17 protein-coding genes are annotated in these 17343 nt (G+C 37.4%); 5 read left to right on the forward strand and 12 right to left on the reverse strand.

What is annotated here, in order from left to right; genetic code table 11:
* Nucleotides 1-5: 5 nt before the first annotated feature.
* Nucleotides 6-359 carry a holo-ACP synthase gene (gene acpS / locus NV349_RS20760; protein WP_036119125.1) on the reverse strand — a complete coding sequence of 118 codons (354 nt, stop codon included), beginning with the start codon at nt 357-359 and terminating at the stop codon, nt 6-8.
* A 64-nt stretch (nt 360-423) separates the two neighbouring features.
* On the opposite strand from acpS, the gene NV349_RS20765 reads away from it, so the two are divergent.
* Nucleotides 424-1047: a rhomboid family intramembrane serine protease gene (locus tag NV349_RS20765; protein ID WP_271911118.1), complete on the forward strand. Its 624-nt coding sequence runs from the start codon at nt 424-426 to the stop codon at nt 1045-1047.
* A 61-nt stretch (nt 1048-1108) separates the two neighbouring features.
* Here the strand turns inward: NV349_RS20765 and NV349_RS20770 are convergent, their stop codons facing one another.
* The 8 genes from NV349_RS20770 to NV349_RS20805 all read right to left on the reverse strand — a co-directional run bounded on the left by NV349_RS20770 (nt 1109) and on the right by NV349_RS20805 (nt 10430).
* Nucleotides 1109-1684 (reverse strand): GNAT family N-acetyltransferase, encoded by a 576-nt coding sequence (locus tag NV349_RS20770; protein WP_271911119.1) that lies wholly within the window; start codon nt 1682-1684, stop codon nt 1109-1111.
* Between the two features lie 580 nt (nt 1685-2264).
* Nucleotides 2265-3737 (reverse strand): PH domain-containing protein, encoded by a 1473-nt coding sequence (locus NV349_RS20775; RefSeq protein WP_089934470.1) that lies wholly within the window; start codon nt 3735-3737, stop codon nt 2265-2267.
* Nucleotides 3730-4209: a PH domain-containing protein gene (locus NV349_RS20780; protein WP_089934468.1), complete on the reverse strand. Its 480-nt coding sequence runs from the start codon at nt 4207-4209 to the stop codon at nt 3730-3732. Before NV349_RS20780 ends, NV349_RS20775 begins: the two co-directional genes overlap by 8 nt.
* 135 nt (nt 4210-4344) lie before the next feature.
* The gene (locus NV349_RS20785; RefSeq protein WP_089934467.1) at nt 4345-5874 is read right to left on the reverse strand and encodes a degradosome RNA helicase CshA; all 1530 of its coding nucleotides are present in this window, start codon (nt 5872-5874) and stop codon (nt 4345-4347) included.
* A gap of 352 nt (nt 5875-6226) precedes the next feature.
* Nucleotides 6227-6919, reverse strand: a complete 693-nt coding sequence (locus NV349_RS20790; protein WP_089934464.1) for an alpha/beta hydrolase — start codon at nt 6917-6919, stop codon at nt 6227-6229.
* A gap of 59 nt (nt 6920-6978) precedes the next feature.
* A complete protein-coding gene (locus NV349_RS20795) occupies nt 6979-8349 on the reverse strand; it encodes a UDP-N-acetylmuramoyl-tripeptide--D-alanyl-D-alanine ligase (protein ID WP_036119153.1) in 1371 nt (456 codons plus the stop codon).
* Nucleotides 8350-8360: 11 nt separating this feature from the next.
* Nucleotides 8361-9440 carry a D-alanine--D-alanine ligase gene (locus tag NV349_RS20800; protein WP_101966904.1) on the reverse strand — a complete coding sequence of 360 codons (1080 nt, stop codon included), beginning with the start codon at nt 9438-9440 and terminating at the stop codon, nt 8361-8363.
* Nucleotides 9441-9677: 237 nt separating this feature from the next.
* Entirely contained in the window at nt 9678-10430 is a 753-nt protein-coding gene (locus NV349_RS20805; RefSeq protein ID WP_036119163.1) for a hypothetical protein, read from the reverse strand.
* A 346-nt stretch (nt 10431-10776) separates the two neighbouring features.
* Here NV349_RS20805 and NV349_RS20810 point away from each other — a divergent pair, with 346 nt between their 5' ends.
* Nucleotides 10777-11964 (forward strand): FtsW/RodA/SpoVE family cell cycle protein, encoded by a 1188-nt coding sequence (locus NV349_RS20810; protein ID WP_036119166.1) that lies wholly within the window; start codon nt 10777-10779, stop codon nt 11962-11964.
* A gap of 57 nt (nt 11965-12021) precedes the next feature.
* Here the strand turns inward: NV349_RS20810 and NV349_RS20815 are convergent, their stop codons facing one another.
* A complete protein-coding gene (locus NV349_RS20815; RefSeq protein WP_164908744.1) occupies nt 12022-12159 on the reverse strand; it encodes an Lmo0850 family protein in 138 nt (45 codons plus the stop codon).
* A gap of 309 nt (nt 12160-12468) precedes the next feature.
* Between NV349_RS20815 and NV349_RS20820 the strand changes: the two genes are divergently transcribed.
* From NV349_RS20820 to cls, 3 genes are all read left to right on the forward strand, one after another.
* Nucleotides 12469-13629: an MFS transporter gene (locus NV349_RS20820; RefSeq protein ID WP_058844749.1), complete on the forward strand. Its 1161-nt coding sequence runs from the start codon at nt 12469-12471 to the stop codon at nt 13627-13629.
* A gap of 62 nt (nt 13630-13691) precedes the next feature.
* On the forward strand, nt 13692-14486 hold the full coding sequence (locus tag NV349_RS20825) for a YwqG family protein (protein ID WP_036119169.1): 795 nt from the start codon (nt 13692-13694) through the stop codon (nt 14484-14486).
* 137 nt (nt 14487-14623) lie between these two features.
* Nucleotides 14624-16081, forward strand: a complete 1458-nt coding sequence (cls, locus tag NV349_RS20830; RefSeq protein ID WP_036119229.1) for a cardiolipin synthase — start codon at nt 14624-14626, stop codon at nt 16079-16081.
* 50 nt (nt 16082-16131) lie between these two features.
* On the opposite strand, the gene NV349_RS20835 is transcribed toward cls, so the two are convergent.
* Together NV349_RS20835 and NV349_RS20840 are read right to left on the reverse strand one after the other, a co-directional pair.
* Nucleotides 16132-16914, reverse strand: coding sequence for a M15 family metallopeptidase (locus tag NV349_RS20835; protein ID WP_036119172.1), 783 nt, complete (start codon nt 16912-16914; stop codon nt 16132-16134).
* Between the two features lie 153 nt (nt 16915-17067).
* Nucleotides 17068-17316 (reverse strand): hypothetical protein, encoded by a 249-nt coding sequence (locus NV349_RS20840; RefSeq protein WP_036119175.1) that lies wholly within the window; start codon nt 17314-17316, stop codon nt 17068-17070.
* Nucleotides 17317-17343: the final 27 nt, after the last annotated feature.

Here is a 17343-nt window from a genome sequence, read left to right on the forward strand (position 1 = left end):
AAGTACTATTCTAATAAGATTACTTGAGCAGCCGCATATTGTTTAGAATGCGTAATACTAACAAATCCATTGACAAGCTCTTCCTTAAAATATAAGACGGGATTGCCAGCCTCTCCTCTTAATATCTCCATATCATGAAGCTTACATTGTTCCCCAAGGCCTGTTCCTAGCGCTTTCGAAAATGCTTCTTTAGCAGCAAATCGCCCTGCCAAAAATTCTATTTTACGAGTTTCTGAATGACCGTCAAATAATTTTTTTTCCTTAACTGTTAAAATACGATCTTTAAATTTATCTGTACGTTTCATGGCTTTTTCAATACGATCTATTTCTACAATATCGAGACCAATTCCCTTAATCATGTGACCTTCTCCTTTACCTATTTCCAACAAGGCATGTATAATAATTGTAAATTGAGGTGGAGCCATGTTTAGTAGAACAGAAAATTTTAAGCAATATACAAAGTATTACCCTATTGTTTCAACTTTAATAGCAATTAACTTAACGCTTTATGTATTGTCTCTTATACCCGGCATCGGAACACTCTTGTGGAATTACGGAATCCAAGCAAATTTCCTGATTCAAAATGGTGAATGGTGGCGTGTCTTTTCCGCAATGTTTTTACATGCAGGATTTATGCATATGTTTTTTAATATGTTTTCCTTATATCTCTTTGGTCCAGAGCTTGAAAAAATCGCAGGTAAAGCACGCTTCATCACAATTTATTTGGTTTCAGGTATTGTAGGCAACATGGCAACCTATATCTTCTATGATAGTAGTTATGCGAGTCTTGGTGCAAGTGGGGCTATTTTTGGAATTTTTGGTGCTTTTGGGGCATTAGTTTACTATACACGTCGTACAATGCCAATGCTTCGTAAGCTCATCTTACCAATCATCATCATAAGTGTCATCATGACATTTCTTCAACCAAATGTGAATGTTTATGCACATTTAGGCGGTTTAGTAACAGGTTTCATTCTTGGACTTGTCTATTTACACCCAAAAAGAATTTTAAGCTGGCGTAAACAAAAGATGTCGGGTAGACCATAAAACTTAAAAGAGGAGCAGCTCAATCATGGAGTTGCTCCTTTTTCATTAGAACGAATACATGCTATAAAATCACAGTGGCCTCATTTGCCATCTTAACCTTTTTCCATTCAGCGGCGGTTAAGCCATAAACAACTTGGTCAACATGATGATCATAAAGCCACTCTGCATCCCTTAAACGCCCTTCTTCATGGAAGCCCAATACTTTGGGAATTGTACGACTGCGAATATTCCCTACCGCTACACGTACTTCAATACGATTTAACATTAAATAATTAAAAGCATAATCAATCAATGCTTTCATTGAATTTGTTACGAGCCCCTTCCCCACAAACTCATTTCCTAGCCAGTAGCCAATGCTTGTCCATTTATGCTGCCAGTTGATTTGATGATAGCCAATTACGCCTGCAAGCTCTCCATCATAGTAAATCCCTGCTTGTATACCATTATGATCAGCATATTGTTGCATAGCCTTTTTGACGAATTGCTCTGTATCTTCTACAGTTTTAACACTATCTACAAATGGCAGCCATTCACGTAATGTATTCCTTGAACGGTCAGTTAAAGCAAATAATTCATCTACATCACTCAAGTCTAATAGCTTTAAATAAGCGCTTTCATTAATATCATATTTAAACAAAGTCCCCCACCCCTTTTGTTCTATTTATTTTATTATAAACAGCATTCACATATATTTATAGTTAAAAAAGCTAATCCTTCCATAAAATTGAAAGGATTAGCTTCATGTTGTTGAAAAAAGGTGATATCAATGGCAGAAACAGCCATTTCGAAAGGCTAGGAGTTAATTTCCCTTCCGTTAGCGTTCTTTCCAGGGAGCGTCCGATGAGCCGTAGTAAATAAAATAGCTCATTATTTGTATGATTGGAGAAAGGATGGCCTCTTATGTTCGATGTGGAGAAGTGATGAGTGGCAACACCCCTCCATAAAGAGTAGTGAATACTTCACTTTATTAGAAAACCTTTCTAAAAAGGTACCATTTTCATGGATTGGAGTGGAAGGCTACTTGACTCCCGTGGGATAGCGAGACAGGCGAGCCCCTGCACGGAGGAAGCGGCTCGGCACTCGCCCACAGGAAAGCAAGTAGCCTGCAACAGTAATCCATTTTCACCTTTCGAAAAAATTCTATATAAATGTTTTTGTTTTTCAACACTATGAAGCTAATCCTCCCATAAAATTGAAAGGATTAGCTTTTTAGTTCATTAATGTTCATACCAAGTTAAGATTGTTTCTGCATCCTGTTGCTCTAAGCTTGATACACTTCCCGTTGTACCAGTTGCTCCAGACATGACTGTTGCTTTTATAGACATAACATTTTTTCTTTTTTGAAAGTAAGATTGTGTACTTTGAATGGATTGAATTCGCTTTTTCTCCACAATCAATGTAATACGACTAAATACTCGATACTGCATAGCCAGTTGCTTTCCATCAATTTGATAGCCTGCTGTTTTATGCTGCCATATTCCGATTAGGATTGTTAACGGAATTAACAGTAATGACAACAGTCCATACGGATAAAAGTAATAACTACATGCACCCATAATTGGAACTAGCCAAATAAAATCAATTCGATAGAAGAATGGTCTTGCTCTTTTTGGTGATCGAATAAACGAAGGATGCCAATTCATATCTGGGAAAAGCTGCTCTAATGTGTGCAAACAATCCTGCTTCTTAATGAGTGGAAACAAAGTAATCTTTTTATCATTCCCATCTTCACCGTTACCTCCAGCGCTTTCAACGACCACCGTTGCAAAGCCTGTTAATTGACGCAAAGGGTTTTCAACAATACGAATGGCTTGAATTCGATTCAGCGGTAAAGTAATACGCTTTTTCTCTAAAAGTCCCTTGGTGATAATCAATTTTTCTTCTTCAATTCGGACTGTATAATCATAGTAATTAATCAGTGTGATGACCACTGATACAACCCAAGCTACAATTAAAACGAACATCGCTGTTAAAGCGACTAAAAATGCACCGACTTTCACAAAATCAGCTAGTTCATGAAATACTGTTTCATAAGGAATAATATCGGAAAACTGTGAAGCAATTGCTGCAAGACCTGATAGTACGACACCGATCCCACCAGATGTTGTTGCTAAAACGAGTAAATCACGTATGGACATATGGTAAATCGTTGGAATGGAGACAGCTTCCTCTATCACTTGGATTTCTTCCTGATCTTGTTGTTGATCTACCCCATTTTTAGCCCGACGCATTTCTAATTCAATAACATCTGCTGCCGCTTTACGGATTGCTGTCAGTTCGACCTCAGGTTTACCTCCCTTACTACCTGCTGTTTCAACCTGAACTTTCACTAAACCAAAAATGCGATGAAAAATACCCTCGTTATAATTTAAGCTTTGTATACGTTCAAAAGGAATATAACGCTTCTTTTTAACAAACAATCCATACTTTATGCGTAACTCCCCGTCTTCAAACCAATAAACAAATGTCCGCCATTTTATGATGCCCCCAATAAGTGCAAGAAGTGCCGCACCTCCCCAGACACCAAAAAGTAAAATGGTATCAAAAAAATGATCGCTATGAAAATTCAAAGAAAAATTAAAGCCGTTTCCTATGATAATAATGGCAATTGGTAATATCATACTTTTTAATGCTTTAACGCTCGTAATAACTGCAGATACTGGATGTAAACGATTAATTTCTTTAGACATCATCTTCCGCCACCCTTGCTAAATCAGAGATGCGAGCACGAAGTATATCTGCTTCGTCCATAACAAGCGCAGGAATCGTATGTACAGTTGCTGCTGTTGAAATTGAAATATTACCTAAGTCGTATTTTTTCAAAATCGGTCCTTGTGTTGTATCAACATGTTGAACACGTACCATTGGTATTAATGTACGTTTCACAACAAATAAACCATGTTGTACTTCGATTTCATGCTCACGAACCTCATAACGCCATCGTTCCCATCTTATTTTCGGGAATACAAAAATGGATAGTATTGCACTTAGAACTACAATTGCCCCAGCTATGAAGTAAATAAATGACGGCCATTCAAAATAATATGTACCGTAGCTTACTAGCCCCGCTACAATGAATAACACCAATGTTTGTATGACACCATATAAACGCCACACAGTTAACCCTTTTCGGGATATTTGATGAATCGGCTGTGCTCTCAATATCGTTCCCCTCTCTTTCTTCATTAGGTGTATACGGATTTACTCACCTTTTTGTTTCAACTATAGCTGAAAAAAAACCTTACAGCCACTATGACTGTAAGGTTTATCATAAAGAATTAGTGTATTCGGTTAAAATTAACCTTCGTGACGTCGTGGAGAGCGAGAACGACCTTGTCCACCTTCTCTACGACCTCCCTCACGGCGTCCGCCTTCTCGACGGCTACTGCTACCGCTATTGCGACGTTCTCCACTGCGAGCGCCGTCACGACGTCCGCCACCAAAGCTACGGTTACCACGGCCACGATCACCGCCACTACGGTTACTGCTAGAACGCTCACGACGCATTGGTAATGGACGCTCTTCTGTGATTGTTACTGGTGTATCGTCTGGCTCTCTCGTTAATGAACGTAGAGCAGCTGCAACAACGTCAATTGCTTCATGATTATCTAGTACTTCCGCTGCAAGTGTGCGGTAATCACCTAAATTGTTATTAGCAATAAGATTTTCCAGTGTTTCCACAGCTAAACGTTGTTGACCCTCTAATGCTTCATCAGTTGTTGGTGGGCGAAGAGGTGTCATACGTTTTTTCGTTGTTTCTTCCACAATACGTAAGTAACCCATTTCACGAGGTGTTACAAATGTTATGGCAAGACCTGATTTACCCGCACGACCTGTACGTCCAATACGGTGAACATAAGATTCAGGATCTTGAGGAATATCAAAGTTATAAACGTGTGTTACACCAGAAATATCAAGTCCACGAGCGGCAACGTCCGTCGCAACAAGGATATCGATTTTATTTTCTTTAAACTGGCGTAATACGGAGATACGCTTCGCCTGGCTTAAATCACCATGAATACCCTCAGCTAAATAGCCACGAATAGATAGGGCCTGTGCAAGCTCATCTACACGACGTTTTGTACGACCAAAAATAATAGCAAGCTCTGGTTGGTGAACGTTTAATAAACGAGATAAAACATCAAATTTTTCACGTTCAGCAGACTTAACAAAATATTGATCGATATTATCAACTGTTAATTCTTTTGCTTTAATTTTCACAATTTCTGGATCACGCATAAATGTTTCTGCAATTTTACGGATTGCTGGTGGCATTGTTGCTGAGAACAGTAATGTTTGACGTTCAGAAGGCACGTTTTCTAAGATTGAATTAATATCATCGATAAAGCCCATGTTTAACATTTCATCTGCTTCATCCAATACTAATGTTTGAACATCTTCTAATTTTAACGTACGACGATTAATATGATCAATAATACGTCCTGGTGTACCAACAATGATTTGAGGTCTATTTTTCAGTGCACGAATTTGACGGCCAATTTCTTGACCTCCGTATACTGATAATAATTTTACGCGCTTGTCATAGCCAATTTTATATAGCTCTTCTGAAACTTGAATCGCTAACTCACGAGTTGGAGCAATAACTAACGCCTGAATATTAGGGTTTTTTGGATCAATTTTCTCAATTAGTGGAATCCCGAAAGCGGCAGTTTTACCAGTACCTGTTTGTGCTTGACCTAATACATCACGGCCTTCAATCGCAAAACGAATAGTACCTTCTTGGATTGGTGTTGCTTCTTCAAATCCCATACGCTTTACTGAGCGTAATGTAGATTCGCTAATATTTAATTCTGAAAAATTTGTCAAACTTCTCAATCTCCTTTTTTTCCTTTTAAGTTGACAAATGGTTACATTTTCAGATGAAGTTGTCGGCAAATTCGAGCCTGTGTAGTGGAACGTTTCCGTTACTTAAAAATTTTCTCTACATGATAGTCCATATAGAGCTCTCTTATATGAAAAGGAAAGCCCGGTCTTTACCGAGCGGTTCGATTCTGTCGTAATTATTCACTTTAGAATAAAACCGTTGTGTTCAAAAAAAAGTACCCTTCAACCAAATATGAAGAGTCTTCGCACAAAATGTATCCATTGCTTACACTAGTCTAACATGGCTTTAAATCCTATGCAACGATAACGCATGAGTCGTAATAATCTGACTACTTTATTTATCCCTTAAAAACGTTAAAACCCTTGGAAACCATTCAGAACAATCTTCCTCAAAACATATATGATGCTTGCCATTATCAGAAAAATACAAATTTTTATCTTTCGAGGCTAATTTATCAAAAAGGAATTGCGCCGTATGATAGGGCACTATTCCGTCCAATTTCCCTTGCACGATATAAACAGGAATTTGAATATGTTGATAATAAGGTTCCACCATTCTAACCAGCTTCATAAATTCTATTGTGGATGCTAAAGGCACATTGTTAAATTTATGATGGTATCGTAAAAAAAGTTCGTTATTCGTCAAATTACGGTGATAAGCCTCTGTAGCAAGCACTTTGAAATCATTGACTAACTGTTTGGGACTGACATACTTTGCAGCAGCACTTAATAATACGAGTTTTTTTACTTTATAACGTTTAGCTAAATATAATGCTATGATTCCCCCCATTGAAAAACCAACGACGATTACCTCATCTACTTTTTTAGCTAATGATCGATAGGCAAGCTCGGCATCCATTAACCAATGCTTCGCTGTAAAACCACTCATTTGTAATTCTTCTCCATGCCCTGACAACGTCGGCTCTACAATTAGCCAATTTGTCTGTGCCCGTAAGTATGTTGTGAATGGCTCCACTTCATAAGGTCCACCTGAAAATCCATGAATACATAGTACACCTACTGACAACGTCCTCACCTCGTTTAACAATGAATAAATCGGTGAGCCTAATCCCACCGATTCATTGGTTACTGTGACGTAAATGCATTTAAGATCGTCTCTAATTTCATACCACGCGAGCCTTTAAGTAAAACAATAGATGATTCATTCGCTAGTTTTAGCTTTTCAATAATAGCCGTATAATCATCTGCTACATACAGTAAACGTTCTTTCTCAAAGCGCTCTTTTAATACTTGATAAAGATATGCCATCCGAGGGCCAAATAAGCAGAGATAATCAATTTCATGCTCATTTATATATGCTGCTAGCCCTTCGTGAAAACTTTGCTCATTCGGTCCAAGCTCCAGCATATCTCCTAACACAAGCCATTTTTCAGGTCGAATTGTAGAGGAAGCCATAAATTGAATAGCAGCCTTCACCGAGGTTGGTGCTGCATTATAGGCATCGTTGATAAATAGTGCTCCATTTGTTCCTTGTACTTGTTGCATCCTCATATCTGTTAAGACTACATGCTCTAAGGATGTACGAATTTGTTCATTGTTTAAACCTAGCTTATGAGAAATTAACATCGCCACTAATGTATTTTTTACTTGATGCTTACCAAGAACTGAAATAAAGAAGTCGCCTTCAATGATTCCATGCGTAGTAAAGTGACTGCCATCCGCATTAGCATGAATATTTTCAGCGTATAAAAGATTACCTGGCTCTAATCCGAACGGCACTGCTTGTAAGTGCTGTTCCTTGGCCACCAATTCTTGGAGCAGCGGTTCATCACCATCATAGAATAATAGACCATCAGGCTGCATCCCTTGAATAATTTCAAATTTTGCTTTTGCTATACCTGCTCGTGACCCTAAATCCTGCATATGAGCCTCGCCGATATTTGTAATAACCGTCATATGTGGACGAGCAAGCTTCGTTAAAAATTCAATTTCACCAAAACCACTCATACCCATTTCAAGAACAGCAACATCTGTATTTTCATCAAGCTGTAAAATTGTAATAGGTAACCCTAATTGATTATTAAAGTTCCCAATAGTCTTTTGTACTTTAAAAAATGGCGCAAGTGTACCCGCTAAAATATCCTTTGTGGATGTCTTACCATTTGAACCTGTAATGCCGATAAATTTCGCCTTATGTTCATTACGGTAGGCTCTTGCCATTTCCTGTAAAGCCACTTCTGAGTCATCCACAAATAGTAAAGGATAACCTTCTGGAGGATTTGGTTCATCTTTTTGCCAGAGAGAAGCTCCCGCGCCTTTCTCAAATGCTTGAACAACAAACTGATGCCCATTTGTTTGCTCGCCACGAAATGGCACAAATAAATCTCCCTGTTGAATTGTTCTTGTATCGATAGAAATTCCTGATACAACGGTATCACCAAAAGCCGCCATATCCTCATTTAACCATGCAGCTAATTGTTTTAATGTTTTTTTCACAATAATCCCACTCAGTCTTTTTTATAGTGAAGCTGTTGTTTTTCTTCGTAACGTTCGATTGCTAGCTTAATGAGACGGTCAATCAGCTCTGGATAGCTCACATTTGTATGTTGCCATAATAATGGGTACATACTTACAGGCGTGAAACCAGGCATTGTATTCACTTCATTGATGTAAACGCTATTTTCAGCCGTTACAAAAAAGTCGGCACGAACTAAACCGCTACCATCTATTGCTTTAAATGCACGTTTTGCTAATTCCTTTAAGCTTGTCACAGTTTCCACTGGTAGCTCCGCTGGAATAATAAGGGCTGTAGAACCGTCCTTATACTTCGAGTCATAATCATAAAATTCAGTGACTGGTTTAATTTCGCCTGGTACCGAAACTTCAGGATAATCATTACCTAACACAGCTAGTTCAACTTCGCGAGCCATAATACCTTGTTCTACAACAATTTTACGATCATATTGCAGAGCAATCTCAATTGCTTTTATTAATTCCTCACGATTAGTTGCTTTGCTAATCCCAACGCTTGAACCTAAGTTTGCAGGCTTCACAAACATCGGCCAACTCAAGCCCTGTTCACATCGTTCAATGATGGTCTGTTGCTCGTTTTTCCACTCACTACGAATAAAGTACGTATAGGGCACTTGTGGTAAGCCTGCAATTTCAAATAATTGCTTCATCACCACTTTATCCATACCAGCTGAAGATGCTAATACACCGTTTCCTACATATGGTAAATTCAGTACTTCCAGTAATCCTTGCACAGTTCCATCCTCACCATTTGTTCCATGTAACAATGGGAAAATAACATCAAACTGCACCGCATTGCCTTTTTCATCGATTAAAAAATCAGTAATATTATTTTCTAAAATTGTGGCATTATCACCAAATTGTAATTCTTCTATTGCACTTACAGGTTTTTCCAAACGTTCTCCACGTCGCCATTCCCCGTCAGATGTAATGAAAATCGGATATACTTCATACTCCTCGAAATTCAAAGCTCCAGTAACTGCACGAGCTGTCGATAATGACACCTCATGCTCCGCTGACTTTCCGCCGTATAATAAACCGATTCTTTTTTTCATTTTTGTGCCCTCCACATACTTCTTGAGTACTATTAGTTTATCATGAAACGTCTTGACAAATGACATAAAAATCTCACCGTAATTTTTGACGGTGAGATTTTGACATTTCATCGATTATGCCTTAGTTGCATCTAATTTTTAAATTGTCTAGGCTCAATTCAAAATTCAGCATATCTGCCAACAACTGATCTTCATTTGATAGTCGCTTAATCGCAAAAATCGTTACTGATATGAAGATTAAATAATATAAATTAATTCATCATGTTCCGTTTTCAGGATCGTATTTAAGTCATCCCAAACTTCATCAGGAAATGAATACTCTGATAGGTTGCGAACTTCTATGCCATAGGCTACCTTTGGCTTTTCAATTCTGTACAAAGATAGTAACGCTCCGTCCTTAGCAAAGGATCGGTAAGATCGTAAAAAATCGGGCGATATAGATGGAATACTCGCCTTTACTTTTCGACGCCAAAAACCAGTACTCCGTTCCTTTTCACGAATTAGGCTATTAAATACATTGGCAACCAATAAATCCGAATCACTTAAATGACGAAAATAAATTTTTGTCATCTTCTCTTGATCTGAAGAATAATAGACAAATCTATTTTGTAATTTGTTAAAAAATGCAGACGTAATCGGTTCTTTTTTATGACTTATGTAAAGCAATTCTCCTTGTTCCATTGGTGTCAAATGATCTAGCCTCTTTTCGTCCATAAAATCAACCCAACACAATTCCTTTGACTCTGCTGATTTTTTCACAAAACGAGGAACTTCATCTTCCAAGACATATTCAAATTGTGTATGCATATTAAAAGAACCGTCTTCATAGGAATGTTTTAATAACAGTAAGTGATGCAGTGGTTCAAGTGCAGCCACAAATTGCGGGAATTTTAACCCGCTAAAAATGACAAATTTATCTACATCATTCATATGGACATAAATATGATACATAAAATCATCAGCTGACTTTAATTTTTTAGCCACAACCATCACCCCATTCTTCACTACATTATAAGTCTAAACATGATTTTTTTGAAACATTTTATGTTAATTGTCGTCCCAACTATATGCACAGGCATAAAAGTATTTTTTGCGTTATAATAGGAATGTTAAACATGCATTTGCATATTAATTTAAGATTACTCAATGAGTACAAGTATTGCTGAAAATTCCATTGACAATGTTCAAAGCAAGTTGCAAGCTTATCAATAGATATGAGTTATCTCATACACTCTACTGGTCAATAGCTCTCTTCTTTGAACAATTATAAACGAAATTGGAAGATTCGCATCATATTTACTCATATTGAGATACTATTTTAATTTAGGTGGCTTTTATGGAAAATAAACGAAATTTCGCAAACCGTTTTGACTGGACCCTCGCTTTTATTCTTTTCACTTTTCTAGTCATCAGTTTGTTAGCTATTGCATCTGCCCAGACATCGGGTCAATATGGCATTAACTACGTACCTAAACAAATGCAATGGTATGTTATTGGTGCAGTAATTATTGGCATCGTCATGTTTTTTGAGCCAGATCAATATAAAAAAATGTCATGGTATATGTATGGAGCAGGGATTGCCTTATTGGTACTGCTTATTTTTATGCCTGAAGGAGAAGGTCAAATCGGTGCACCCGTTAATGGTGCTAAAAGCTGGTATCATACGCCGATTGGAAATATTCAGCCTTCTGAGTTTATGAAAACTTTTTACATTTTAGCACTAGCACGACTAATCAGTAAGCATCATGAAGTTTATTCGTTAAAATCAGTAAAAACGGACTTCCTACTACTAGGGAAAATTGGTATCACACTCATCATACCATTGGCTATCATTATGAAGCAGCCTGACCTTGGTTCTGCTCTTGTATTCTTTGCGATTACTGCTGCTCTTATCATCGTAGCCGGAATTTCTTGGAAAATCATTCTACCGACCTTTTTAGGTGGAGTGGTAGCAGGTGGCACCCTACTGTGGATGGCACTTTATATGCAGGATTTCCTAGAAAAAACGTTCGGCTTAAAGGCTTATCAATTTGCTCGAATTTATTCTTGGCTAGACCCCTATTCCTATTCATCTAGCGAAGGCTATCATTTAATAACATCGTTAAATGCTATTGGGTCAGGAGAGATCTTTGGTAAGGGGTTCCGAAATCGAGAGGTATATGTAGCAGAAAACCATACCGATTTCATTTTTACTGTTATCGGTGAAGAATGGGGATTTATTGGCGCTAGTATTGTTATTTGTGTTTTCTTCTTATTAATTTATCACTTAACAAAGACAACGCTCTTATTGAAAGATCCATTCTCAACATATGTTTGTGCAGGTATCATTGCCATGATTACTTTCCACGTCTTCGAAAATATAGGCATGACTATTCAGTTATTACCAATTACAGGTATCCCGCTTCCGTTCATTAGTTACGGAGGAAGTTCTTTAATGGGCAATGCTTTAGCCATTGGGCTAGTCTTTAGTATGCGGTTCCATTATCGAACGTACATGTTTACGACACATGATGAAGATGAATAAATATAGAAAAAGGGAAGTCTCGCGCATTGAGACTTCCCTTTTCCTATTGTAAACGAGTTAAGCTTGAACTTGCGGAGTCTGCGTTGGTGGTGTTAGCACTTTTAAAAGTTCTAGTCGAGACTTTGTTACAGTGGCTGTTACACCCAACTTAGATAAATTCGAAACAATCTTTTTCAAATCTACTTCTTTCCTCATACATTCCACCTCAATCTTTCCTCGATTTTATATAACGTTTTAGGGAACAAAAAAGTTTCATTTTTCTACGAGTAAGATGTCTGACAAATTTATCATACCATTTAACTTACATATAAAATTTTTCATTTTTGTTACATTGTAAATTATTTATACCACCAAACACTTATAAAATAACCACAATCACTATATTTTATTCATCTTCAATTAATAACTATCTCCACCATGTTTCTCCATCCGAATTCTTGTCATCGTAAGAGCAAGAAGGGTAGAATGTACATAGTGAAATATTGTATGAAAGCAGGGAACTGTATGAAAAAGGCAATTTTATTATTGATGTCTGTTCAATTTCTCGTTTACCTAGGATTTGGCATTATTATTCCTGTCTTACCTGAGGTGATTGTGCAGCAAAATTGGAATGATCTCCACGTCGGTGGTTTACTAACCGTATATTCACTTGCAAGTTTCTTTACAGCACCATTTTGGGGCATGCTATCAGATAAGATAGGTCGTAAACAACTAATCTTAACAGGTCTGGTTGGTTTTAGCCTTAGTTTTGTTATTTTTTCATTATTTATAGATAACCTAGCTATTTTGTATGTCTCACGCATTGTAGGTGGTTTATTCTCAGGAGCATTGTATACAGCAGTAACAGGATTTATCGCAGATATGTCCAGTGAAGAGGATCGTAATAAATATATGGGCTTTATGGGCATGTCCATTGGTCTTGGTTTTATTTTTGGTCCAGCAATCGGTGGGGTGCTAGGCCATTATAGTTTGCAATTACCATTTATCGCATCCGCATCATTAATTGCACTATTATTTATTTATGCAAGTTTCGTCTTAAAAGAACCTGAAAAACGGAAAGATTCAACTAAACGTGCTATTGTACCAAAAGGCGCTAGCAAGATGCTACAGTACCGTGTGCGTTACTTATTTATGTTTTCATTTTTAGTAACCTTTATGCTAGCGGGTGTTGAGGCTACTTTCCAACTATTCCAAATCGAAAAGATTCATATTACACCATTACAAATTGGATATTTATTTATGTTTAGTGGTTTCGTTGATGCAGCCATTCAAGGTGGCGTTGTTCGACGTATAAAAAATGGCAGCGAAACAACATGGTTAATCGGTGCTCAAATTGTAACAGCAATCGGTATGCTATTATTCACACTCACAGCTAATCTTTTTATCGCTGGTCTAGCCCTATGTGTCTTTACAGCTGGTAATGCACTTGCTAGAACGTGTGTGGTATCGCTCTCCTCGAAAGAATCTGGAGGACAATATGGAACTGCCGCAGGTCTTTCCTATTCAATGGATAACTTAGGACGTATTCTTGGTCCACTATTTTTCACTTGGTTATTTACGATGCAAGCAAGTCTCGGGTACTATATATCGGCAGCAATAGCCATTCTTTCGATAAGTTTGATTTTTATCTATAAGGCTTCCAGTAAATCATTGCGTTTTGAATAGATTCTCACTATACCGTAACTTGTTATACTTTAAAGACCTAGAGAGATATTCGGAGGGTTTGCATGAACAAAGCAACAAATTTTTTACTTCCTAAAGAGCTAGAAGCTTTTCGCTCAGAAATCGAAGACACGCTACTTTCAACAATCATTATTCAGCCATACCAACGTTCAACTACGTTAACTGAAAGTAAATTTGCTGGCGAACCCTATCTCCCCTCTTTTCAAACCTATCCAAAAGATTTAACAGGGGAGCCAATGAGATTATTAGCTCAAATTAATTTTGCCGAAATCCCACCACTACTAGGTTTTCCTTCAAGGGGATTACTGCAGTTTTTTATTTCAGCCAATACTTTTAAAACTACTACTGTCAATTATTACGAAGACATTTTTCAGCAATTTTATAAAGTAAGATTTTATCCAACTGTCAATGACAGTGCAGCCCACTCTCAACAGGCACACTTTTCTATACCGACTACATTAGATGGCTTCCCTATTCGTCAGGAATTAGCTTTACAATTTCAGCTAACACAGGAACCCATTTCTGCACTAGATTATCGAGCACAACGTCACCTTCCCTTCCTCCTATCCTCCCAAATGGATGATGTGCAAGAGATTTATTTGCAACACTTCCTAGGAGCGGGAGCTAAAATTGGTGGCTATGCTTATTATTTAAATGAGGATATTCATCAAGAGTCCTTGCTACTTCAGCGCTATAATGTCTTATTATTACAAATTGACTCTCATGATGAATTAGGAATTATGTGGGCAGATTGCGGTGTTGGCAAGTTTTTTATTAACCGAGAAAAGCTTCTTCAAAAGGATTTTTCCGATATTTTATTTCAATGGGAAAATTACTAACGAAAACATGCGGATTATCCCTTACAAATCGAAGAGATAATCCTTTTCCTACCTAGCTAGATTTCATATCTTCTTTCTTCTTTTGAAGTAGGCTATACTTATGTATGTTGTTAACAATAGTAAAGGCAGGTGTAGGAATGAGCATTTTTACAGACATAGAATATTTAGTCCCTTTAACCTTGTTTTTTAATATTTTATTAGCCATGACCATCATTTTTTTAGAACGTAAAGATGCTACCTCTACATGGGCATGGATTCTTGTATTATTTTTCTTGCCATTAGTTGGATTTATTTTGTACTTATTACTTGGAAGGCAGTTACGAAGAAAGCATTTATTTCGTTGGGAAGGGCGTAAGGATATCGGGATAGATAACCTCATTAGCTATCAAATGGAAGCCATTCGCAGTGAAACATTTGAGTTTCGCATTGCAAACGCAGAAAATTATCAAGAAATGATTTATATGCACCTTAGAACAAACAATGCGGTATTAACACAAGACAACCATTTAGATATTTTCGATGATGGTGCCAATAAATTTGAACAACTCCTAAAAGATATTGAAGCAGCTAAAGATCATATCCACATTCAGTATTATATTTTCCGTCTAGATGACTTAGGTACACGTATCGTGAATGCACTGATTAAAAAAGCAAAACAAGGTGTCAAGGTACGTCTACTCTATGATGAGATGGGCTCACGTAATGTAAAAAAGCGTCATTTTAAAGAATTGCTGAATGCTGGAGGTGAAGTAGAAGTTTTCTTCCCATCCATTTTGCCACTTCTCAATCCCCGTCTAAATTTTAGGAATCACCGTAAAATTGTTGTCATTGATGGTCGAATTGGCTATATTGGTGGCTTTAATGTCGGTGATGAATATCTTGGGCTACAAAAAAAATTCGGTTATTGGAGAGACACTCACTTGCGAATTGAAGGAAGTGCGGTGCATCCACTGCAAACTCGCTTTTTACTCGATTGGAATCAAGCAAGTGCACAGCAGAAAATGGGCTACTCTGATCGCTACTTCCCTGCTATCCCGCAAAAGGGTGATGTTGGCTTACAGATTGTTTCAAGTGGACCAGACTCAGACTGGGAACAAATTAAGATTGGTTATTTAAAACTTATTAATATGGCGAAAAAATATATTTATATTCAAACACCTTATTTTATCCCAGATGTAAGCTTCTTAGACGCCATTAAAATCGCAACATTGTCGGGCATTGATGTGCGCATTATGATTCCTAACAAACCTGACCATATGTTCGTTTATTGGGCTACTTATTCCTATGCCGGTCAGTTATTACGTGCAGGAGCGAAAGTCTACATTTATGAAAAAGGCTTTATCCATGCCAAAACCATTATTATTGATGACGAGGCATCGACTGTCGGAACAGCTAATATCGATGTCCGAAGTTTCAGTCTGAATTTTGAAGTCAATGCCTTCATCTATGATGCAAACATATCGCACCAACTTGCAGAGCTATTTGAAAAGGATATTTTTGATTGTACAGAATTAACATGGGAAATGTATAAAAACCGCTCAGCACTTATTAAATTTAAAGAATCCATTTCACGTTTATTAACGCCTATTTTATAAAAATAAAAAGGAAGAGAGCCTGTTCATAGTGAACCGCATCTCTTCCCTTTTTATTTCACTCCTAAATATTCTTCCAACGTAATATTTTGCTTTGTAATCTCTTTTGCAATATCTTTGCCTACATAACGATAATGCCAAGATTCATACATATAACCTGTAATATCTTCTTTATTTTGTGGGAAACGTAAAATAAAACCATACTCTTGAGCATGCGCAAATAGCCATTGTCCTGCTGGCGTTTCTCCAAATTCTGCTGTCAGCCATACATCCTCTTTTCCACGCTCTCCTATATCAAACGCTAAGCCTGTTTGGTGTTCGGAATAGCCTGGTCGAGCACTGTATCGATCTGCTGCTGCTTGTCCATCACGTTTTACATAGTTATCATAAAGTTTTGTTTGATATTCAAAAGAACGATACCCACTAAATGCAACTAAATCAAATCCTTGTTGCTTGGCGGCAGCTAACATCTGATTTAGAGCTTGTCGTGCCTCTGGATTTTCTTCAGGTGCAAAGGTAGAAGGAAGTGGATATATTTTATTTGCTAGCAAAATACCATTTATGTAGGTTGGTTCAGTAGGTAATGTTTGATTTGGTAGATAACCGTTTTCGTCAGGTTGCTGCTCTGATTCTGCAGGTGTTTCAGGTGTATTGTCTGGCTCCTCTGTTACAGAAGAGTCTTTCTCTGTAGAGTCGTTTGTTTCTGTTGTTTTTGGTTGCTCATCAGTCGCACTATTTACTTGATCATTTTTATAGTTATAGACTACAAAAATAGCTGCGATTAACGCGATAGAAATCAAAGCACCTATGATGAGCGGAAGACGATTGTTTTTCACTATTTATGCCCCTTTTAAAATATCAGGTACAACAAGGATATTGCTCTGAAAACATGCCATCCTGAAAATACCCATTTTTTTGTATTACTCGTTATAATCTTATTTTAGCACTGTTCACATTTTCAGGTGTGAATTTCCCATGTAAATATTTATTTAGTCTGTTAGAACAATGACAAATACTGCTATTGAAGCAATAGCAAAAAAGATTGCCATATACTTCATCCACTTTGCTTCTTTTACATAGCCCTGCTCTGCAAAACTTTTAGCTCTAAACCCATTTGATAAAGCGAACATAATCGTCATCGCAAGTACGGCAAAATTAAATTTCCCTATAATAATAAATACGAGTGCCGCAATACTAAAAATTGCAACAAGAATAGATACTAGCCACTTTCTGTTCATCTTGCTGACCTCCTAAAAAAGTCGAGG

The organism is Lysinibacillus sp. OF-1 (genome assembly GCF_028356935.1).
Lineage (GTDB): Bacteria > Bacillota > Bacilli > Bacillales_A > Planococcaceae > Lysinibacillus > Lysinibacillus fusiformis_D.